This is a genomic window from Candidatus Competibacter denitrificans Run_A_D11, assembly GCF_001051235.1.
Classification (GTDB): domain Bacteria; phylum Pseudomonadota; class Gammaproteobacteria; order Competibacterales; family Competibacteraceae; genus Competibacter_A; species Competibacter_A denitrificans.
The window spans coordinates 131,740-152,314 of sequence record NZ_CBTJ020000020.1 but is presented as its reverse complement, the minus strand read 5'-3'; the positions used below and the strand labels follow the sequence as shown (position 1 = coordinate 152,314).

Annotated in this window: 19 protein-coding genes; 10 read left to right on the top strand and 9 right to left on the bottom strand. The window is 57.2% G+C overall.

Going from position 1 to position 20,575, the window contains the following annotated elements:
* The first annotated feature begins 184 nt into the window (after positions 1-184).
* The 3 genes from BN873_RS02875 (at position 185) to BN873_RS02865 (ending at position 3,310) form a co-directional block, all read left to right on the top strand.
* The gene (locus BN873_RS02875) at positions 185-1,576 is read left to right on the top strand and encodes a circularly permuted type 2 ATP-grasp protein (RefSeq protein ID WP_048670700.1); all 1,392 of its coding nucleotides are present in this window, start codon (positions 185-187) and stop codon (positions 1,574-1,576) included.
* 3 nt (positions 1,577-1,579) lie between these two features.
* The gene (locus BN873_RS02870) at positions 1,580-2,596 is read left to right on the top strand and encodes an alpha-E domain-containing protein (protein ID WP_082161053.1); all 1,017 of its coding nucleotides are present in this window, start codon (positions 1,580-1,582) and stop codon (positions 2,594-2,596) included.
* A 258-nt stretch (positions 2,597-2,854) separates the two neighbouring features.
* Positions 2,855-3,310, top strand: coding sequence for a hotdog family protein (locus BN873_RS02865; protein ID WP_048670466.1), 456 nt, complete (start codon positions 2,855-2,857; stop codon positions 3,308-3,310).
* Between the two features lie 32 nt (positions 3,311-3,342).
* Here the strand turns inward: BN873_RS02865 and BN873_RS02860 are convergent, their stop codons facing one another.
* Positions 3,343-4,302, bottom strand: coding sequence for a transglutaminase family protein (locus BN873_RS02860; RefSeq protein WP_048670465.1), 960 nt, complete (start codon positions 4,300-4,302; stop codon positions 3,343-3,345).
* Positions 4,299-6,797 carry a circularly permuted type 2 ATP-grasp protein gene (locus BN873_RS02855; protein WP_242434358.1) on the bottom strand — a complete coding sequence of 833 codons (2,499 nt, stop codon included), beginning with the start codon at positions 6,795-6,797 and terminating at the stop codon, positions 4,299-4,301. Before BN873_RS02855 ends, BN873_RS02860 begins: the two co-directional genes overlap by 4 nt.
* Before the next feature lie 154 nt (positions 6,798-6,951).
* Here BN873_RS02855 and BN873_RS02850 point away from each other — a divergent pair, with 154 nt between their 5' ends.
* Complete coding sequence (locus BN873_RS02850) at positions 6,952-7,311, top strand: YraN family protein (protein ID WP_048670463.1); 360 nt, start codon at positions 6,952-6,954, stop codon at positions 7,309-7,311.
* Positions 7,312-7,350: 39 nt separating this feature from the next.
* A complete protein-coding gene (metH, locus tag BN873_RS02845; protein WP_048670462.1) occupies positions 7,351-11,049 on the top strand; it encodes a methionine synthase in 3,699 nt (1,232 codons plus the stop codon).
* A 42-nt stretch (positions 11,050-11,091) separates the two neighbouring features.
* On the opposite strand, the gene BN873_RS02840 is transcribed toward metH, so the two are convergent.
* Both BN873_RS02840 and BN873_RS02835 read right to left on the bottom strand, forming a co-directional pair.
* On the bottom strand, positions 11,092-11,745 hold the full coding sequence (locus BN873_RS02840; RefSeq protein WP_048670461.1) for a polysaccharide deacetylase family protein: 654 nt from the start codon (positions 11,743-11,745) through the stop codon (positions 11,092-11,094).
* 52 nt (positions 11,746-11,797) lie between these two features.
* Positions 11,798-12,148, bottom strand: a complete 351-nt coding sequence (locus BN873_RS02835) for a helix-turn-helix domain-containing protein (protein ID WP_048670460.1) — start codon at positions 12,146-12,148, stop codon at positions 11,798-11,800.
* Positions 12,149-12,674: 526 nt separating this feature from the next.
* Here BN873_RS02835 and BN873_RS02830 point away from each other — a divergent pair.
* From BN873_RS02830 to BN873_RS02815, 4 genes are all read left to right on the top strand, one after another.
* The gene (locus BN873_RS02830) at positions 12,675-13,334 is read left to right on the top strand and encodes a fumarylacetoacetate hydrolase family protein (protein WP_242434357.1); all 660 of its coding nucleotides are present in this window, start codon (positions 12,675-12,677) and stop codon (positions 13,332-13,334) included.
* 61 nt (positions 13,335-13,395) lie between these two features.
* The gene (locus BN873_RS02825) at positions 13,396-13,974 is read left to right on the top strand and encodes an NAD(P)H-dependent oxidoreductase (RefSeq protein WP_048670458.1); all 579 of its coding nucleotides are present in this window, start codon (positions 13,396-13,398) and stop codon (positions 13,972-13,974) included.
* 133 nt (positions 13,975-14,107) lie between these two features.
* The gene (gene glgA, locus BN873_RS02820; protein WP_048670457.1) at positions 14,108-15,337 is read left to right on the top strand and encodes a glycogen synthase; all 1,230 of its coding nucleotides are present in this window, start codon (positions 14,108-14,110) and stop codon (positions 15,335-15,337) included.
* 56 nt (positions 15,338-15,393) lie between these two features.
* Positions 15,394-16,155 carry a DUF2189 domain-containing protein gene (locus tag BN873_RS02815; protein ID WP_171820407.1) on the top strand — a complete coding sequence of 254 codons (762 nt, stop codon included), beginning with the start codon at positions 15,394-15,396 and terminating at the stop codon, positions 16,153-16,155.
* Between the two features lie 58 nt (positions 16,156-16,213).
* Here BN873_RS02815 and BN873_RS02810 read toward each other — a convergent pair whose 3' ends face one another.
* Entirely contained in the window at positions 16,214-16,648 is a 435-nt protein-coding gene (locus BN873_RS02810; RefSeq protein ID WP_048670455.1) for a DUF1841 family protein, read from the bottom strand.
* A complete protein-coding gene (gene nth / locus BN873_RS02805; RefSeq protein ID WP_048670454.1) occupies positions 16,635-17,285 on the bottom strand; it encodes an endonuclease III in 651 nt (216 codons plus the stop codon). The genes BN873_RS02810 and nth overlap by 14 nt, the downstream gene beginning before the upstream one ends.
* Positions 17,286-17,539: 254 nt before the next feature.
* Here nth and BN873_RS02800 point away from each other — a divergent pair, with 254 nt between their 5' ends.
* On the top strand, positions 17,540-18,196 hold the full coding sequence (locus BN873_RS02800) for a DUF2934 domain-containing protein (RefSeq protein WP_048670453.1): 657 nt from the start codon (positions 17,540-17,542) through the stop codon (positions 18,194-18,196).
* 12 nt (positions 18,197-18,208) lie between these two features.
* Here BN873_RS02800 and BN873_RS02795 read toward each other — a convergent pair whose 3' ends face one another.
* From BN873_RS02795 to rsxD, 3 genes are read right to left on the bottom strand one after another with little or no spacing between them, the layout of a single operon-like run.
* On the bottom strand, positions 18,209-18,895 hold the full coding sequence (locus BN873_RS02795) for an electron transport complex subunit E (protein ID WP_048670452.1): 687 nt from the start codon (positions 18,893-18,895) through the stop codon (positions 18,209-18,211).
* Entirely contained in the window at positions 18,892-19,536 is a 645-nt protein-coding gene (gene rsxG, locus BN873_RS02790; RefSeq protein ID WP_082161051.1) for an electron transport complex subunit RsxG, read from the bottom strand. Before rsxG ends, BN873_RS02795 begins: the two co-directional genes overlap by 4 nt.
* Entirely contained in the window at positions 19,533-20,570 is a 1,038-nt protein-coding gene (gene rsxD, locus BN873_RS02785) for an electron transport complex subunit RsxD (protein WP_048670451.1), read from the bottom strand. Before rsxD ends, rsxG begins: the two co-directional genes overlap by 4 nt.
* Positions 20,571-20,575: the final 5 nt, after the last annotated feature.

Genomic DNA, 20,575 nt, shown 5'->3' with positions numbered 1-20,575 from the left:
GAAGGAGAGAGCAATGGTTGCTTTCGAGCAGCAGCAAACGATAGCCCCCGGCCCATCTGCTCAACAGGCCAGCACACCGCGCGATGAACTCAAGGCGGCTCGCTCGGCGTATGGCGTGGATAGCGCATTCTCCAGCCAGCAACAAAGCCTCCATCGTCAGGAAGCGCCCCCATTCTATGACGAAATGACGGGACGCGATGGGATGATACGCCCGCACTATCAGGACTATGCGCAGTGGTTGCACCACACGCCCGGCGAGCGGATGGCGCGCAAGCGCCAGGAAGCCGATGCGTTGTTTCGCCGCTCCGGCATCACCTTCGCCGTCTATGGCGACGAAGCAGGCGCGGAACGCCTGATCCCGTTCGATGTGATTCCGCGCATCATTCCCCTAGAGGAATGGCAAAAACTGGCGACCGGATTACGCCAGCGAGTGAAGGCACTCAATACCTTCCTGCACGACATTTATCACGAGCAGGCGATTTTAAAAGCGGGGCTGGTTCCCGCCCGACAGGTGCTCGGCAACACGCAATACCGCGAGGAAATGCGCGGGGTCAACGTCCCCAATGACATTTACGCGCACATCGCCGGGGTCGATTTGGTGCGGGCCGGGGCGGGTGAATTTTATGTGCTGGAAGACAATCTGCGGGTGCCGTCTGGCGTTTCGTACATGATCGAGAACCGCAAAATGATGATGCGGCTCTTTCCCGAATTATTCGTCCGCCATCGGGTGGCGCCGCTGGAGCATTATCCCGATTTGTTGCTGGACACCCTGCGCACGGTCGCGCCGAAGCACTCGCCGGATGCCACGGTGGTGGTGCTGACGCCTGGCAGCTTTAACAGCGCCTATTTTGAACACGCTTTTCTCGCCCAGCAGATGGGAGTGGAACTGGTCGAAGGTCAGGATTTATTCGTCTCTAACCAGCACATTTTCATGCGCACCACCCAAGGCCCGCAACGGGTGGATGTCATCTATCGCCGGGTCGATGATGATTTTCTCGACCCCCTCGCCTTTCGGCCTGATTCGGTCTTGGGGGTGCCTGGCCTGCTGTCGGTCTATCGTGCGGGCAATGTCACCCTCGCCAACGCCATTGGCACCGGCGTCGCCGATGACAAATCGATCTATCCCTATGTTCCCGATATGATTCACTTTTATCTGGGCGAAGAACCCTTGCTGAACAACGTGCCGACCTATCTGCTGCGCAAGCCCGACGACCTGGCCTATACCCTGGAGCATTTAGCGGAATTGGTGGTAAAGGAAGTGCATGGCGCGGGCGGCTACGGCATGTTGATCGGCCCGGCGGCGACGAAAGCGGAAATCGCCGCCTTCCGCACACGGATTAGGGCCGCGCCGGAAAAATACATCGCCCAACCGACATTGGCGCTTTCCGCCTGCCCCACCTTTGTTGAAAGCGGCATTGCCCCGCGCCATATCGACTTGCGGCCTTTTGTGCTTTCCGGCGATACGATCCGCTTCGTGGCGGGCGGCTTAACCCGCGTTGCCCTGAAAGAAGGCTCGCTGGTGGTGAATTCCTCCCAAGGCGGGGGCACCAAAGACACCTGGGTTTTGGAGGGCTAAGTCATGCTATCGCGCACAGCAGATCATATCTTTTGGATGGCGCGCTATATGGAACGGGCGGAAAATCTGGCGCGGCTGTTGGACGTGAACAGCCGGATGCTGTTGATGCCGCAAACCCCGCAGGAAATCCAGCAACTGTGGCTGGCCACGCTGGACACCATCGGCCTGCTGGAAAGCTATGGCCAACAGCAGGGCACGGTAGCGCCGGATCAGGTCGCGCATTATCTGGCGCTGGATCGCGCCAACCCCGGCAGTATTTTTTCCTGTCTGCAATTGGCCCGCGAGAATGCTCATGCCGTGCGCGGCACCTTAACCTCGGAACTGTGGGAGACGATCAACACCACCTGGCTGCATTTGCATCGCTATCAAGCGGCTAAGCTCGATGTCGGCGAACTGGCGGCGTTTTTTGAATGGGTCAAGCTGCGTTGCCATCAATTTCGGGGCGTCAGCATCGCCACGATGATGCGTGATGAGGCCAACTATTTTCTGCGCCTGGGGCTGTTCCTCGAACGGGCCGATAACACCGCGCGCATCCTGGATGTGAGATACAGCGAACTGGCGGCCGCACCGCGCCCTAACGAAGCCGGTGAATATTACCAATGGAGCGCCCTGCTGCATTCCTTATCGGCCTTCGAGACGTACCGCAAGGTTTACCACGATCTGATTACTCCGGCGCGGGTGGCCGAGCTTTTGGTGCTGCATATCGACATGCCGCGCTCACTGGCCTATTGCACGGCGGAAGTCGCAGCGCATCTGGAATCCATCGCCAATCCCCGCTCGCGCGAAACCCGTCGGCAGGCTGGAGAATTGGCCTCCAGTCTGCGTTATGGCCGGATTGAAGAGGTGCTGGAGCAAGGACTGCACGCCTATCTGACCCGCTTTATCGATAAAACCAACGCGCTCGCTGAGCGCATCGCCGCTGATTTTCTGCTACCGACCGGGCCGGGCGTTTCGGCGGAAAATTCCAAAATGGCACAAGGTGTAGAAGCGACCACCGCCGCGCTGCTGACCGCGTTATAGCCTCTCGCAGCCACCAAACGGAACCGTTAGAAAAGATTGAAAAAGCTAGGAGTTAGCAGTTGAAATTCTAAGTGATTGATTAATGGAAAATTTCGGTTGTCTACCGCACAAGTCGATTTCTTTTAAAATCAGAGTGTTAGAGATCCAACTGCGTAACTCCTAAAAGCTTGACAATCGGCGCTGGGCGATACCCGAACTGTACCTCGGCACAGCCGCTCTTTATGATTGCGCCAAATCACTCAACAGGAGCATGGCTTGATGGCTACAATCACCGCCGGTACTAAAATTCCTTGTCGGGTCTCCAGAACGCTGGATGTCGGGGACTTCTCGCTCCTGCATCAACTCACCTGGTTCAATATGGCGATTCACAGCAATTCCGAGTATGCCAAAGGCACCTGGTTCAAGGAGCGTTCTCTGGCCGGGCCGGTCATTTTTAGCGTCGCCGATGGGTTGGTTCATCAGGCGGATAACGTAGCCGAACTGCTGGCCCAGGACGGCTACCAAATCTACGCTTATCTTGGAGTCGAGAAGCTGAAGCTCACCGCGCCGGTGCTGTTTGGCGATACGCTCAGAGCCGATGCGGAAGTGGTGGCGCTGCGGGCGACCAAGCATTCGGAGCGGTTCTTGTTGATCTACCAAAACAAGACTTACAACCAGCGCAATCAGCAGGTGATCGAATACCAGACTACCATGATGGTCACCAAAAAAACCTGAGATCAGCGCCGGAATACCAGCAACGCTGACCCTTAAGATCTTGCATTGGCAGGGTCGCTAACCGCTTTTGCTCGCACTTCCGCCAGCAACGATTCCATACTGCGCAGCGCCGCTGGCATGACGGTGACATGCACCCGCACCTGATGCGCGCCGCCGCCTAAAATCACGCCGCGCATCGGCGTGACATCGGCAAAATCGCGGCCCCAGCCGAGCACCACATGTTCAAGATCAGGCTGGACATTATTGGTCGGGTCGAAATCCACCCAGCCGACGCCAGGACACCATAACGACACCCAGGCATGGGAGGCATCGGCCCCGATCAGGCGCGGCTGGCCGGGCGGCGGATTGGTCAGCAGATAGCCGCTCATGTAGCGCGCCGCCAGCCCCAGCGATCGCAAGGCGCTCAACATCAGATGGGCGAAATCCTGACAAACGCCCCGCTGGCGCGCAAAGGTCGTCGCCACCGAGGTGGCCACGGTGGACGCCTCCGGGTCAAAGGTAAATTCCTGATAAATTCGCGCCATCAACTCGCGGGCGGCTTCCAGCAGCGGACGGGAAGGCGGGAAGCTGCTGAGCGCCCAATCACGCACCGCTGGATTGAGCGGCACATGCAGCGAAGGCAGGGCGCATTCCTGCACCTCCAGCGGCTCCGTGGCTGGAAATTGCCCCACCGCCGCCACGACGGTCTCCCACGCCGGGCCGAGAGCCTGCCGCCAGGCGCCGGGTCGGGGCTGCACCTCAATCACGCTGGCGGCCAGCAAGCGCAATACGGTGTGCGGGGTGCGCACCGCCAGCCAAACCATCGGATTCCCAAACCAATCGAGATAGCGGGCCTGTTCCGCCGCCGTCGGCTCAATCTCTAACTGGTGGCTGTGTACCTGCTGCAAGGCCAGCTCACGCGGCGACAAGTGCAACAGGTGCTGCGATAACGGCACCGGTGCCGCGTACTCATACACGGTTTCATGCACGACATGATAACGGGTGGTACTCACGCGCTGACCCAGACGCTTTGGCCGACATGACTGAAGAACTGGAGGCTCAACTGATCGGCCAGTACGCCCGCTGCGGTATGCAAATAGTGCAACGTTTCCCGCAACACGACTGAATCGGGACGAAATTCCTGCCCGATATCCAGCGCCAGCAGGGCGCGATGCTGAACTTGAAAATCCGCCTGCGCCCGAATCGGCCCCAGCAGGGCGGCGATCTGTTCCAGATAGTGACCGATGCTGGTGGTTTGAAAAACCAGGCCCCGCGGATTGCTTTCATCGGTGATCAGCAAATCCAGCACCGCCAGCCATTCCGGTCGCGCCATATAGCGCGAGCGGTAAGTAACGATGCTGTCGGAGACTTCCAGCAACCATTCGGGGTTAGCCTCGCTTGGCATCTTCATCGCTTCCATGATGGCTTGGGTTTGAAATTGCAGCCGCTCAATCCGGCGGCCCAGGGCTAAAAACAGCCAGCCGGGGTCGCGGGTCATGCCATCCAGGGCAAAACCCGATAGCGTCATGCACAGTGAAACGGCGCGATCCAGCAACCCAATCGCGCCCAGCAGCGAAATGGGTATCGGTGCTTGCTGCTCCAGGGTGTAGCTCAAGGCATGTAAGGTGCGCCAATTATCGGCGGAAAGCCGCTCCCGCAATTGAAAGCCGGTTCGAGACAAGTGGAGAATTTGCGCCGCCAAACTCCCTGGCCGATTTTTATCGGCGACGCCATTCAACAATCCGGTGGTCATACGCGCCTGATCCCCTGCGTCCGCCAGCAGGCCCAGCCGCCCGCCGAGCGCCGCCAACCCGGCCCATTCCAGCGGGGCTTCGGCGTATTCGGCAATGCGACTGAGCGCCACCCGTAGATAGCGGGCCAGGTGGTCGGTGCGTTCGGTGTAGCGACCAAACCAGAATAAATTCTCGACCACCCGGCTGGATAAGCCCGCCCCGCTGCGCACCAAATCGCCGACCCCGACCGGGCGCTGCAACAGTGAGAGCGGCAAACCGAGCGATTCGCCGCAGACCCACACATCCTTGCTGCCGCCGCCGCGCTGATTGGAAAGAACGCGGACATCCTGTTCCGACGCGGTGCGCGCCAGCCCACCCGGCATCACCACATAGCCAGAAGGCGTGGCGACGGCGAAGACCCGCAGTCCCACCGAACGCGGCTCCAACCGCGGTTCTGGATGGCGTTTCAGCACCGGTGCCCGCGATAGCGCCACCAATTCCTGAGCCAGAAATTCGGTGGGCGCTTCATTCACGGTCGTCGCCAGTTGCCGACAACCCGCCGCATCCAAATCCTCGCCAAAAATCGGCCCGAAGCGCCGCTGCGGCGTCGCGCCCTTAAACACCAGCCGGTGGATCTGACTCAGTGCTTCCTGATGGGCTGATGGCTCGCCGCACCACCAGGTCGCCACGTTGGGCATCAACAGCGACTCCTGCAAGAGCTTCTCGCAAAGACCAGGCAGAAACCCCGCGAGCGCCCCGGTTTCCAGAACGCCGGAACCCAGCACGTTGGCAACCAGAACCTGGCCACGGCGCACCGCTTCCATCAAACCGGGCACGCCCAGGGTTGAATCGGCGCGAAACTCCAGCGGATCGCAAAAGTCATCATCCAGCCGCCGCACGATCACCTGTATCTTGCGCAACCCCAGCAGCGTCTTTAACCAGACCGCGCCATCGCGCACGGTCAGGTCTGAGCCTTCCACCAGAGGAAAGCCCAGGTAACGGGCGAGAAAGGCATGTTCAAAATAGGTCTCGTTATAGGGGCCAGGCGTGAGCAAAACGGTGTGGGTCGGTCCCTCCCGATTGGGCGCTAACGCGGACAGCGCATCTCGAAACGTGGCGAAAAACGGGGCCAGGCGACGGACGCGCAGCCTTTGAAATAAATCAGGAAACAAGCGGGAAACGATCAGCCGGTTTTCCAGCGCATACCCTAAGCCCGACGGGGCCTGCGTCCGGTCGCTGATGACCCACCAGCGCCCATCCGGTGAGCGGGCCAGATCCACCGCCAGCAGATGCAAATACACGCCCTGCGGCGGTGTAACCCCGGCGGCGGGACGCAGAAACGCCGGCTGACCCAGAATCAGCGTGGGCGGTAGCTGGCCTTGCGTCAGCAAATTCTGCTGACCATACAAATCAGACACGATATGATTGAAAAGCCGGGCGCGTTGCCTCGCGGCTTCTTCAATCTGCCGCCATTCATCCGCCGGAATGATCAGCGGGAGCGGGTCCAGCATCCATGGTCTGCTCGCTCCCTCGCTATCGCCATAGATGTTGTAGGTGACGCCGTGATCACGAATCTGCCGATCCACCTCATTAAACAGGCCGCGCCATTGTTTTGAGCCTTCCTGGAGCAGGTGGGCGTAGAGGGCGGCATAATGCGGGCGCGCTTCGTTTTGCGCCCTAAACATTTCGTCGTAGCGCAACCCATCGTAGTGATAATGCGCCAACCAGGGTTCGGGCTGAGCCATAGCCTGTGCGAAAGGGAACGATGAATTCATGTTTTAAGCGAGTGTCATGGTTATCGTTGGGTTGACGAGGCAATGAAAGCAAGGTAACAGTGATCGACTCTGGAGAAAACAGCGCAATGCTCATTAAGTTAAGCAGGGCGGCCTGTTTTTTAACCCGCCGCTTGTCCGCCGTTGGAGACCGCCGTTGATCAGCCGCGTTGCGCAGGGAACCGCTGCCGAGGATTTGGCGTTGCGCTATCTGGAAGCGCGGGGACTCGCCCTGGTGACGCGCAATTTTCGCTGTCGTGGCGGCGAACTGGACTTGATCCTGCGCGATGGCGGTCAACTGGTGTTCGTCGAAGTGCGCAGCCGCCGTTCCAGCCAGTTCGGCACGCCCGCCGAATCGGTCACCCGCAGCAAGCAGCAGCGGCTGTTGCGTGCGGCGGCCTTTTACCTGCAACGCCACCGCCTGGACCTGCCCTGTCGTTTTGATGTGGTGGCGATTCTCCAGACCGCCGCTGAACCACAAGTCGAATGGATTCAGGATGCGTTTCAGCTTACGTGAATTTTTGTCGTTCAGCCGAAGTAACCGAGTATTGCCCCGATGACCGTCGATAAAACCGCCCCATTACAAGACCTGTTGGCCCGCCGCATTCTGATTCTGGATGGCGCGATGGGCACCATGATTCAAAGCTACCGGCTGCAAGAGGCGGATTATCGCGGCGCGCGCTTCCGCGACTGGCCGAGCGATCTCAAGGGCAACAACGATCTGCTGGTGCTGACCCAACCGGCAATTATCCGCGAAATTCACGCCGCCTATCTGGAAGCGGGCGCGGACATCATCGAAACCAACACCTTCAATTCGACCTCGGTGTCGATGCACGACTACCGCATGGAAAGCCTGGTGCCGGAACTGAATCGGGAAGCGGCGAAACTGGCCCGCGAGGTCGCCGACCGCTACAGCACGCCGGAGCGGCCCCGTTTCGTCGCCGGTATTCTCGGCCCCACTGGCCGCACCGCCAGCCTGTCGCCGGATGTGAATAATCCCGGCTTTCGCAATATCCGCTTTGATGAGCTGATCGCAGCTTACACCGAAGCGGCGCAAGGTTTAATCCAAGGTGGCGCGGATATTCTGCTTGTCGAAACCATCTTCGATACCTTGAACGCCAAAGCGGCGCTGTTCGCTATTCAGCAGCTTTTCGACGAGGCTGGAATCCGCTTACCGGTGATGATTTCCGGCACTATCACCGATAAATCCGGGCGCGTGCTGTCTGGCCAAACCACCGAGGCGTTCTGGAATTCACTGTCGCCGATTCGTCCGCTCTGCTTTGGCCTGAATTGTGCGCTGGGCGCGACCCAACTCCGCCCCTACCTCGCTGAATTAGCGGGCATTGCGGACACCCACGTTTCCGCCCATCCCAACGCGGGATTGCCGAACGCTTTTGGTGAGTACGACGAAACCCCGGAGATGATGGCCACAACCATCCGCGAATTCGCCGAAAGCGGTTTCTTGAACATCGTCGGTGGCTGCTGCGGCACCACGCCCGCCCATATCCGCGCCATCGCCGAAGCGGTCAAGGATTTCCCGCCGCGCCCGATTCCTAGCATCGCACCGCGCTGCCGACTGTCCGGTCTGGAGCCGCTGAACATCGGCCCCGATTCGCTATTCGTCAATGTCGGCGAGCGAACGAATGTGACCGGTTCGGCCGTATTCAAGCGGCTGATTACCAAGGGTGATTATACCGCCGCGCTGGATGTCGCCCGCCAGCAGGTCGAAAACGGTGCGCAAATCATCGACATCAACATGGACGAAGGCATGTTGGATTCCAAGGAAGCGATGACGAAATTCCTGGATTTAATCGCCGCCGAACCCGATATCAGCCGGGTGCCGGTGATGATCGATTCCTCCAAATGGGAGATTCTCGAAGCCGCTTTGAAGTGCATTCAGGGCAAGCCGGTAGTGAACTCCATCAGCATGAAGGAAGGCGAAGCCGAGTTTATCCGGCAGGCTACACTGATTCGCCGTTATGGCGCGGCGGCCATCGTCATGGCTTTCGACGAACAGGGTCAGGCCGATACCGAGGAACGCAAATTCGCCATCTGCCAGCGGGCCTATCGGCTTCTGACCGAACAGGTCGGCTTTCCGCCGCAAGACATCATTTTCGATCCCAATATCTTCGCCGTCGCTACCGGCATCGCCGAACACAACAACTACGCGGTGGATTTCATCGAAGCCACTCGCCGCATCAAGGCCAAGTTGCCGCACGCGCTGATTTCCGGCGGCGTCTCCAATGTGTCGTTCTCGTTTCGGGGCAACAATGCGGTGCGCGAGGCGATTCATTCGGTATTCCTCTACCACGCCATCCAGGCGGGCATGAGCATGGGCATCGTCAACGCCGGGCAATTGGCGATTTACCAGGAGATTCCGGCGAACCTGCGCGAGCGGGTCGAGGATGTGATTCTCAACCGTCGCCTGGACGCCACCGAACGTCTGCTGGAGATCGCCGACCATTACAAAGACGAAAGCGGCGCATCCGGCCCCAAGCGCGAGGAGCAGGACTGGCGCTCCTGGCCGGTGACCAAGCGGCTGGAACACGCGCTGGTGAAAGGCATCGACGAGTTTGTCGAGACCGACACCGAGGAAGCCCGCCAGCAGGCCGAGCGGCCGTTGCACGTCATCGAAGGCCCGCTGATGGACGGTATGAACGTGGTCGGCGACCTGTTCGGCGCGGGCAAGATGTTTCTGCCGCAGGTGGTGAAATCGGCACGGGTGATGAAAAAAGCGGTGGCCTATCTGATCCCGTTCATCGAAGCCGAACAGGGCGAGGGCGAACGACGCAGCAATGGCCGCATCGTGATGGCGACGGTTAAGGGCGACGTACACGACATCGGCAAGAACATCGTTGGCGTGGTGCTTCAGTGCAATAACTTCGAGGTCATCGACCTCGGCGTGATGGTGCCCACCCAAAAGATTCTGGATGCCGCCCGCGAACACAACGCCGACATGATCGGCCTGTCCGGGCTGATTACTCCGTCGCTCGATGAAATGGTGAACGTCGCCAAGGAAATGAAACGGCAGGATTTTTCTATTCCGCTGCTGATCGGCGGTGCCACCACCTCCGGGGTGCATACGGCGGTGAAAATCGACCCGCAATATCCCGGCCCGGTGATCTATGTCAAAGATGCCTCGCGGGCGGTCGGCGTGGCGCAGAATCTGGTGAGCGTCGATAGCAAAACGGATTACGTCACCCGCACCAAAACCGACTACGCCCAGAAGCGCGAGCAGCACGCCAAGCGCCGCAGCCGGGAACCGCTGCTGCCGCTCGCTCAGGTCTGCGCCAATCGGCCAAAACTGGCGTGGGCAAGCTATGTTCCGCCCTGCCCGACCTTCCTCGGCGTGCGCGCATTCGACGATTATCCGCTGGCCGATCTGGTGGAGCGCATCGACTGGACGCCGTTCTTTCAAGCGTGGGAACTGCGGGGGCGCTATCCGGGGATTCTCGACGATCCCGCCCAAGGTGCAGAAGCCCGCCAGTTGTTCGCGCAGGCGCAAGCGATGCTGGACAAGATCATCACCGAACGCTGGTTAACGGCGCGGGCGGTGATCGGCTTTTTCCCCGCCAACCGCAGCGGCGACGGTGACGTTACGCTCTACACCGACGACAGCCGCCAACAGGTGCTGCTGACATTGCACCATCTGCGCCAGCAGACGCCGAAACCGGAAGGCAAGCCGCATTACTGCTTAGCGGATTGGGTCGCGCCCCAGGAATCCGGCCTCACCGATTATCTGGGCGCGTTCGCCGTCACCGCCGGTATCGGCATCGACGAACGGGTGGCGGCGTTCCAACGGGCCAATGACGACTACAGCGCCATCCTGCTGAAAGTGCTGGCCGACCGGCTAGCCGAAGCCTTTGCCGAACGGCTGCACGAACGGGTGCGCAAGGAGTTCTGGGGCTATGCGGCCAATGAGGCGTTGGATAACGAGGCCATGATCGACGAACGCTATCGCGGCATCCGGCCCGCGCCGGGCTATCCCGCCTGCCCCGATCACACCGAGAAAGGCTTGCTCTGGCAACTGCTGGATGCGGAAACCAGGGCGGGTATTCACCTGACCGAGCATTTCGCCATGACCCCGACCGCCGCGGTCAGCGGCTGGTATTTCAGCCACCCGGAAGCGCGTTATTTCGGGGTGGGCCGCATCGACCGCGATCAAGTCGCCGACTACGCCCGGCGTAAGGGTTGGACGGTCGCGGAAGCGGAGAAGTGGCTGGCGCCGAATTTGGGGTATGAGCCGGAGGAATAAACCGAAAGGCAGGAGGCCAAGGACGGCCAGAAGGAGCGCGGGTCAGGCAGCGAATAAGCTTTCGAGATTGACCCATTCTGCGGCGGGATCGGCGCTGATACCGGCGATTTTGTGTTCCAGATCGGCCCACATGGCATCGTCGAGCAACTCGTAGCTGTGGCCCCAAAACAAGAACACGCCATTGCTTGCCTTGGCCTGTTCGTAGCGGCTCCAAAATGCGGGGTCGACAAACCGGCAACTGACCCCAAATTCCAGGGGATCGCCAGGTGGAAACACCCAATCGTACTCGGCAACCGTGCGGGCATAGCGATGGCCGGTCGCCCGGATCGCTTCCTTGACGGCGGGATTGAAAGTCCCAAAGGGATAACAAAAACCCCGCACCGGCTGTTGAAACCAATCTTGTAACAGCCGACGGCTATCCCCCACTTCCCGCGCCAAATCCATCGGCGACAAATCAGCTAAGTTAGGATGAGTCAGCGAGTGGTTGGCGATTTCAAAACCGGCATAAACCGTCGTTAGCTCATCGCGAGCAAGCCGCCAGACTTCCTTATCGCCATAATGCCAGCCAAAGGAACGGCCTGATTGGTAAAGGCCCGGATTCAGATTGAAAGTTGCGGTCGCGCCATAGCGCCGTAACAGATCAGTCAGTCGAAGATCATCGACTACGCCATCATCCCAACTCTGAGCGACTTTCATACCGCACTCCAGCATGCCGTCAGGAATGACATCAGATCAAACGCTTAATCTTTTACCATTCCCCATTACGGACACGGCGCACCAGGACGTTCAATTCATCATCCGGGACATCGCTCAAACCACGGATAATTTCAGCGAACAAGATGGGGCGTTTCATGACGATTTCGCGGATGTCGCTGGACACCTTGCCTGCTAAAGCCAGCAACAAATCAGCGTCTTCCCCCAAATCGGCAGCCAGCCGTCGAATGGTTTCCTCTGACGGTGGCGATACATCGCCGCGCTCGATCTTACTGAGGTAAGCAGGCTCTACTCCGATTCGTTGTGCCGTCTGCCGAACCGAATAACGACGGTTTACTTCACGTCGCTGCTCGCGCAATTGTCGCACATAGGTACCAAAATCCATAATCTCGCCTCTTAAAATTTATAAAAATCAAAAAAATAGTTAAAAAACACTTAAAATCGCAGGCCAACCAACCTATAAACTTACGCTGCCAAAAATGTTCAATATACTTACAATGGATACGTAGTTCCGCTAATGATGCAATGTAATACTTATACCATACTCTACTCATATTATAATTGCAAGTTTAATATAATAAGTGACAGTTATCTATTTAACAGCGTTTGTTCGAATCTTTTACATAAGCTTAACTGGGGGTGTTTCTTGTAGATCCACCGTAACTTACAGCCCGGCTCCTGGTGAACGGCAATGCTCGGTGATGAAGCATAGGCCGATCAACCCATCAAGCTATGGAACGCTACGTCAGACCTTATAGGATAAATGGTATTTATAAAAATTGTTATTAAATTAATAGATTATAATTATTTTTTAATAATTTAACAGTATTTTTTTCGGTACACATTGCGAGCCTCACCTTCCTTACCCGACAATAGCCACCAACCCGGCCACGCCTGAAGAGGAAATCGCTGTGCCCTACCAGCATCGTTCTATGGACGGCAGTCCGCTCGGCCTGCCTCCTGGCAAGGTCGTTTGTATCGGCCGCAACTATCTCGAACACATCCGCGAACTCGGCAACGCCGTACCGGAAACGCCCATTTTGTTTATTAAACCCGCTACCTCGCTGGTCCAACTGGCAGATCCGATTCAATTACCGACAGGACGGGGCAGTTGTCATCATGAAGTGGAATTGGCGGTACTGGTAGGTCGCAAACTACAAAATGTGGATGCCTCGACCGCACGCCAAGCGGTGAGTGGCTACGGTATAGCCCTGGATTTGACCTTGCGCGATCTACAAAATGAACTGAAGAAAAAAGGTCATCCTTGGGAACTGGCCAAGGCTTTTGATGGTTCTTGCCCCCTATCCCCATTTCTCAGCCCGACCGGTCTGCCCGACCCGCAAGCGATCAATTTAACTTTATATATCAATGGTGAACTCCGCCAAGAAGGTAATACCGGACAAATGATGCTCGGTATTTTTGATCTGATGGCGCATATATCGAATCACTTTACCCTGCTACCTGGCGATGTGGTACTAACCGGCACTCCGGCCGGTGTCGGACCCTTACAGTCGGGCGATCAGTTGATTCTCGGCCTGGCTGAGCACCACTTTACTGCACAAGTCGCGTAAGCAACTGTTACCGCTCTAAATCCAGAGTCTGTATTGCCTTTGGGTGCCATTTATTAAGCGCATGAATATTCTTATTATCTATGCCCATCCCAACCCGCGCAGTTTCAATCGAACGATCTTAGATACGGTCGAAACGACGCTATCCAAGCGCGGCGATGCCATTCGCATCCATGACCTGTATCAGATGCACTGCCGAGCGGTTTTAGAGCCTGAAGATCTCATTCGGAACTGGCGCGGCGATTTGCCAGCGGATACGCGACGCGAACAGGATGCGGTCCTTTGGGCGGACGGGCTGGTCTTTATCTATCCGATTTGGTGGTTCGGCCCACCAGCCATTTTGAAAGGCTGGATCGACCGTATCTTCACCCACAAATTTGCATTCGACTTCGGCCCATCAGGAATGAAAGGCTTATTAACTCATAAAAAAGCTTTGATAATAAATACATTAGGTGGAGATCAGCATACCTACCAACAAAAGCGCTGGCACGAATTACTGGTTAGGCCGATGGCGGAAGGCGTCCTGGGCGCCTGTGGCATCGATCATGTGGACCATCGGGCCTTTTATTCGGTACCGACAACGACTCAAGCGGCCCGACAAGCGATGCTGCTGGACGTCAGCGCACTGGTCGAGAACTTGTGAGCAGCCGCCTTTTTCCTTCCAATACCGGGTATGTGCTTGGCATAATGTTACACTTAAAGACCTTCCGACGTGACGCCTCATCGGAATTCGTTTATCTCATCGCGGCTCATCTGCCCAAGGGAGCACAACAAGAATGCGCGTCCTGCTGACTACCAACGAATACCCCCCCTATGTCTATGGCGGTGCTGGTGTCCATGTCGAATACCTGTCGCGTGAACTGGCTAAACTGACGCCCGTCGAGGTCCGTAGCTTTCACGATCAAACCATTGATGAAGGCCAACTTCGGGTGCGTGGCATCAAGATGGATACCACCCATTTTGCCGGTTGTCCGCAATCCTTCGTCTCGCCGCTGAAAGCGTTAAGCACCTGCCTCGCCTTTGTCGGCCAGGGAGTTTACGATCTGGAAGGGAATGCGGAGATTATCCATTGCCATACCTGGTATGCGCATTTCAGCGGCATTCTGGCCAAAATCCTCTACAACATCCCACTGGTGATCACGGTTCACTCCCTGGAACCGTTGCGGCCATGGAAGCGCGAGCAGCTTGGCCGCGGTTACGACTTGTCTTGCTGGATCGAGAAAACCGCGCTGGAAACCGCTGACGCCATCATTGCGGTCTCGCGCAGCACCCGTGATGATATTTTGCGGTTGTTCAACGTCGAGCCAACGCGAGTCGTGGTCATTCCCAACGGCATCGACACCGAGGAATATCAGCCAACACACGACCCCGATGCCATCACCCAACTGGGGATCGACCCGAACCGTCCTTACGTGTTGTTCGTCGGACGGATGACCCGGCAGAAAGGCCTGTATTATCTGTTGCAAGCGATTCCGCACCTTGATCCAAAACTGCAAGTGGTGCTATGCGCGGGTGATGCTGACACTCTGGCTATGCAGCGCGAGATGGAAGAAATGGTTCATGAGCTGCAAAGCCACCGCGATGGCATTGTCTGGATTCCGAAGATGGTCTCGCGCCAAACCACGATCACGCTCTATTCACACGCAGCGATTTTCTGCTGCCCTTCGATTTACGAGCCATTCGGCATCATTAACCTGGAAGCGATGGCCTGCGGTACTCCAGTGGTTGGCAGCGCGGTGGGTGGTATCAATGAAGTCGTGGTGGATGGTGAAACGGGTGTCTTGGTCGATCCGCAGCTCTCGCCGGAACCGCCGCATGACCCCAGTTCACCTGCCAAATTCGAACACGGCTTAGCAAGCGCGATCAACCGTTTGGCTGCCGATCCGGCTCTTCTCGCAAGAATGGGCCAGGCAGGCCGCGAACGAGTTGAACGCCACTACAGTTGGCGCAGCATCGCCCAACAGACCTATGATCTGTATCGTCGATTAAGGTCGCAACGCGGCTGATTATCTAGCCGAGGGGTCATTTAATGGTCTCTTCAATTCCGGTACTCGAAAGCTCTTTGGCCACCCCCAAAGTGCGAATCATAAAATCCGATCAACTCTGGGAATGGCTTGGTGCCGGCTGGAAAGATCTCTGGCGAGCACCCGCCGTTAGCATCCCTTATGGCTTGCTCTTCGTGATCATGGGCTATGCGCTGATTTATCTTGCCACCGCCCGTTTTCATTTCATCCTGGCGCTGACAGCCGGGTTCATGCTGGTCGGTCCATTTCTAGCGATGGGTCTATACGATGTCAGCCGTCGGCTGGAGGTCGGCAAAACACCGACGCTAGGGCTAGCTCTAACGGCTTGGCGCCATAACATGTTACCGATCCTGCTTTTCGGATTGCTGATCGGCGTGTTGATGATCGTCTGGGTGCGCCTAGCCGCTTTGCTGTTTGCCGTCAGCTTCCGCGACCTCACAGTCGATACCTCAGTATCGGCGCTGTTTTTTTCGGGTGGCGGCCTAACCTTCCTGATGATACTCACCATGGTAGGCGCGATTATCGCCGCACTCGTGTTCGCGATCAGCGTGGTATCCATTCCGATGATGCTGGATCGCAAGATCGATTTCGTTACTGCTGTACTGACTAGCCTGACCGCTGTTCGCGCCAATCCAGGCCCCATGGCGCTATGGGCGGTACTGATTGTGATTTTTACCGGAATCGGTTTGCTCACCTTCTATATTGGTGTGGCCATCGCGCTACCGCTGATCGGTCATGCATCCTGGCACGCCTACAAAGATTTGGTGGAAGACGATCAGATTGAAGCGCAACCGTATTAAAGGGCGCAACCGCGAAAACGCCAGCCGAGGGCTGGCGTTTTTTTTCTGCACAGATTCTTCACAAGCGCCCTAATAGCTTACGCAATCGTTGCAAGTACAGCCGCTCGTCGGGTTCGCTGCCGGATCGTTGCGCTTCCCAAAGAGTTTCGCCAAGACACTCCATCATGAGATGTTCGGCGGTATGAGTATCTCCGGCCCGCCGACAAATTTTTTGATACACATTGTGAATCCCGTGCGGTCGATCACTGCCCAGTTGCTCTTGCATGGCGATATGCATCCCCATGTGCAGGAACGGGTTGGTTTGCCCCATTTCCGGGAGATAATCTCGGTCTAAGATCGCTTCGGTGCTTTCCAGCAGCGCATGATATTCGGGATGCTGCCGAATAACGTCGGCGATCAGGTGTTCCAGCGGCTCCAACGGTAGCCCAGCTTCGGTCTTTTTCCAGACCGTCAAATAGTAGCGGCGCAAGCTGTTACGATCATGACCGAACATCAGCAACCTCGTTCTTAGCGGAATACTCGCAAAGATCACGGATCAGGCAATCCGCACAACGGGGCTTTCGCGCAGTGCAGACATAACGGCCATGCAAGATCAGCCAGTGGTGAGCACCCATTTTGAACTCAGTCGGCGTATTGGCCATCAAACCGTCCTCCACCTCGCGAACGCTCTTACCCAGCGCCAATCCGGTGCGATTTGCCACCCGGAAAATATGCGTATCGACCGCAATGGTCGGTTCGCCGAACGCCGTGTTTCGGATCACGTTGGCCGTCTTGCGACCGACGCCAGGCAACGCCTCCAACGCCGCCTGATCACGCGGCACTTCGCCACCGTGCCGCTCCAGTAACAAAGCGCACGTCTTTAGGATATTGGCGGCTTTAGCGTTGTATAAACCGATGATTTTGATGTGTTCCTTCAGTTCGGCTTCGCCCAATTCCAGCAAGGTTCGCGGCGTATTAGCAAGAGAAAATAGCCGCGCTGTCGCTTCGTTAACCTTTTTATCGGTGGCTTGCGCCGACAGCATCACCGCGATCAGCAGTTCAAACGGACTACGATAAAATAATTCAGTCGTTGGTGTCGGCTGGGTCGCTCGGAGTCGGGTAAAAAGCTGGTGAATTTTAGCTGGATTCATGGGCAACAGAAGAATGACAACGATTTAACAAACGTGACACAGCACAGAGTCTATAGTTCTGCAAGCTTAACTCACATCTCGTCTAAAGCGATGCTTGGAAGATTTGCCGTAAATTTCCTTACAGTCAGGAATGGAGATCACCGCTACCATGGGCTAAAGTTGTGGTATGCAAATTCGGTCGTCGAGCGTCTTTCTGCGCGTCGAGAGGCATTTGATCGAGTCCAGAAATCGGCCAACAAGACAGAGCAAACCCCATGGACAATAACCTGGAGCATGATATTCGCAATCTCGCCTACGATATTTGGCGATCCGCTGAAAATCAATTTGGCCATGCCCTGGATTTTTGGGCGATGGCGGAACAGATGGTGGTTGAAATGACGGCCGATTCTGCCCGTCGGGCGAGCGCTGCAACCGCCACTATTCTAGAGACTGCGACCGCCTGGCCCTCCGCCCTGCGCGCCCTCTATCTTTACCGTCTCCGCGAGCTGGCCCACAACATGTGGGAGACCGGCACCGAACAGCGGGATCGGTCAATGGATTATTGGCTGGCTGCTGAAAAACATTTGCGCCTGCTCAGTGAAGCAGTAGTGCGCACTGCCAATGCGCGAATGGGCGAAGATAACCCACTGGCCGATACGCTCGAGAGATTTTCCCCCGCAAACTATTTAGAGCAGATCCGCCAACTGGCGTACCAACTGTGGGAGAGCACTGGGCAGCAATATGGCTCGACCCTGGATTTCTGGCTGGAAGCGGAACAGAAAACGCTCGATTCGCTCACGGTCAATCAACCAGTGACGATCTTGGAAAAGACCAAGCGCCCGGAACGTCCAGAACATCCAGAACATCCAGAACGTCCAGAACGCCCAAAGCGCCCCACGAAAGCGCGGACGCGCGAAGCGGGAACCAAATAAGCACAACCCGGCTCAAGCCTGTACTTCTTGCAGCGCCACCGCCGGTTTAGCTGCTGCCCGGCGTTTGGCGTGTGCATCCAGGACGTTTTTTATAGCGATCAAGCAGCCTAGCCCAATAAATGCGCCCGGCGGCAGGATAGCCAACAGAAATCCACGATAGTCGTCGAGCACATGCAGAGTCAGCCCCCGGCCCGCCTCACCGAACAACAGTTCCGCCTGCCCGAATAAAGTCCCCTGCCCCAGAATTTCCCGTAGTGCGCCTAGCAACACCAAGGCCAGCGTAAACCCCAAGCCGGTGGCCATACCGTCTACCGCTGACTTAGCCACCCCGTTTTTGAAAGCAAATGCCTCGGCACGGCCGATCACACAGCAGTTAGTGACGATCAGCGGAATAAAAATTCCCAGCACGGTATAAAGCCCTGGTAAAAAGGCATGCATCGCCAATTCCACAGCAGTCACCACGCAGGCGATCACCATGACAAACACCGGAATGCGTACCTCTGGCCTCACCAGGTTACGAATCAACGAGATAGCAACATTTGACAATAATAAGACCAATGTTGTCGCCAGACCCAAGCCCAGGCCGTTAACGACCGAATTGGACGTTGCCAGCAAGGGACAAAGCCCCAGCAGGGCCACAAAACCGGTATTCTGAGTCCAGACCCCATTTTTCAGGATCTCCCGATAGCTTTGGCTCATGACAGTTGCCCCTTGGCGGTTGGCGGCACTGCAAACAACTGTTCGCGGTGCGTTCGCACGTAATCCAGGAATTTACGGGTCGCCTTGACCACGGCACGCGGCGTAATGGTTGCGCCGGTGAACTGATCGAAAACGCCACCGTCTTTCTTGACCTTCCAAGCATCCGGCCAGGGATTTTCCAGCGACTTACCGGCAAACGCCAGAATCCAGGGTGAGCGTTTCTCGTCGATCCCATCGCCCAACCCCGGCGTTTCCTTGTGGGCTAGCACTCGAACTCCAGCCAATGCCCCGTCGGCGTAAACCCCGACCAACAATTGGATCGGCCCGCTGTAACCATCCGGCGCGGTGGGCGTAGCGAACAATGCGACCGGCTGGCCATTCTTGCGGGCGCGATACACTGCAACCGGCTCATCAGTCCCCAGCCACTCCGGCGCCACAACCTCAATCTGATCCTCGACCACCCGATTGTCATAGCGATCCGCCGGCACCAACTGGTTTAGGCTAGCTTCCAGCGCTGCCCGTTGGGCCTCGGCAATAATATCTTTGGTACTCGTATAAGTGACCGCCACCAACACCGTGCCGACGGTGGCAAAACCGGTCAAGATCAGGGCAGCGATACCCATGCTACGCAGGGGCGTCATTCGCGGTGCGCTCCGAACACTCGCGGCCGGGTGTATAAATCGATGGTCGGTGCTGCGATATTCATGAGTAGCACCGCGAAAGCCACCCCGTCCGGATAACCGCCAAAACCCCGGATGAGATAGACCAGAAGGCCAATGCCAGCGCCGTAGATCAGCCGACCGCGTGGTGTGGTGCTCGCAGTGACCGGATCGGTTGCGATGAAGAAAGCACCGAAAATGGCGGCACCGCTCCATAGATGAAACCACGGTGGCGCGTAGCGTTGCGGATCAATCCCATAGAAAATGGTCGAAATGACCGCCAACGTCCCTAACATTCCGGCTGGAATCTGCCAAGCCGCCGCTTTCGTGTAAACCAGCCACAAGCCACCCGCTAAAAATCCTAAAGCCGCCCATTCCCAGCCACTGCCGGCGACGATGCCAAATACCGGACTATTGCGCACCTCGGTAACGGTCAACCCCAAACCCAACTGGGTACGCAACACGTCCAAAGGCGTGGCACCGGTTAGCGCGTCCGGGGCAAATCGTGCCGGCTGCACCCCGCTAAAAACGGCTTGTAGCGTCTCCCACAGCGTCATGGCGTGCGCTTGATCGATCCCGTGTGGGATTGGCCATGTACTCATTTCACGCGGAAACGAAATCAGCAGAACCACATAACCAATCATGGCCGGATTAAACGGGTTATAGCCCAGGCCACCGTAGAGGTGTTTGGCAACGACGATGGCGGCCAAGACACCAATCACGGTCAGCCACCATGGCGCTAATGGCGGTAAAGCCACCGCCAGTAACCAAGCGGTTACGACGGCGCTATAGTCGTTCAAATACAAGGCCAACGGTTTGTTGCGTACAGCCAGTATCGCCGCCTCCGCCAGCAAGGCGATGCCACTAGCGAGGGACAGGTTAACCAACACGCCCCAGCCGAAAAACCATACCAAGGCCGCGATACCGGGCACCATCGCGTAGAGCACTCGCCGCATGATTCGGCCAACGCTCGTTTCACCCAGAATATGTGGAGAAGTGACCGTTCGAAAGCGCATAGCGG

Excerpts from the sequence above, each read along its gene's own strand:
- nth (WP_048670454.1), bottom strand. The coding sequence starts at position 17,285 with ATGAATCCAGCTAAAATTCACCAGCTTTTTACCCGACTCCGAGCGACC.
- BN873_RS02800 (WP_048670453.1), top strand. The coding sequence starts at position 17,540 with ATGGACAATAACCTGGAGCATGATATTCGCAATCTCGCCTACGATATT.
- BN873_RS02810 (WP_048670455.1), bottom strand. The coding sequence starts at position 16,648 with ATGTTCGGTCATGATCGTAACAGCTTGCGCCGCTACTATTTGACGGTC.
- BN873_RS02840 (WP_048670461.1), bottom strand. The coding sequence starts at position 11,745 with ATGAAAGTCGCTCAGAGTTGGGATGATGGCGTAGTCGATGATCTTCGA.
- BN873_RS02835 (WP_048670460.1), bottom strand. The coding sequence starts at position 12,148 with ATGGATTTTGGTACCTATGTGCGACAATTGCGCGAGCAGCGACGTGAA.
- metH (WP_048670462.1), top strand. The coding sequence starts at position 7,351 with ATGACCGTCGATAAAACCGCCCCATTACAAGACCTGTTGGCCCGCCGC.
- BN873_RS02870 (WP_082161053.1), top strand. The coding sequence starts at position 1,580 with ATGCTATCGCGCACAGCAGATCATATCTTTTGGATGGCGCGCTATATG.
- BN873_RS02825 (WP_048670458.1), top strand. The coding sequence starts at position 13,396 with ATGAATATTCTTATTATCTATGCCCATCCCAACCCGCGCAGTTTCAAT.
- glgA (WP_048670457.1), top strand. The coding sequence starts at position 14,108 with ATGCGCGTCCTGCTGACTACCAACGAATACCCCCCCTATGTCTATGGC.
- rsxG (WP_082161051.1), bottom strand. The coding sequence starts at position 19,536 with ATGACGCCCCTGCGTAGCATGGGTATCGCTGCCCTGATCTTGACCGGT.
- BN873_RS02795 (WP_048670452.1), bottom strand. The coding sequence starts at position 18,895 with ATGAGCCAAAGCTATCGGGAGATCCTGAAAAATGGGGTCTGGACTCAG.
- rsxD (WP_048670451.1), bottom strand. The coding sequence starts at position 20,570 with ATGCGCTTTCGAACGGTCACTTCTCCACATATTCTGGGTGAAACGAGC.
- BN873_RS02855 (WP_242434358.1), bottom strand. The coding sequence starts at position 6,797 with ATGAATTCATCGTTCCCTTTCGCACAGGCTATGGCTCAGCCCGAACCC.
- BN873_RS02875 (WP_048670700.1), top strand. The coding sequence starts at position 185 with ATGACGGGACGCGATGGGATGATACGCCCGCACTATCAGGACTATGCG.
- BN873_RS02865 (WP_048670466.1), top strand. The coding sequence starts at position 2,855 with ATGGCTACAATCACCGCCGGTACTAAAATTCCTTGTCGGGTCTCCAGA.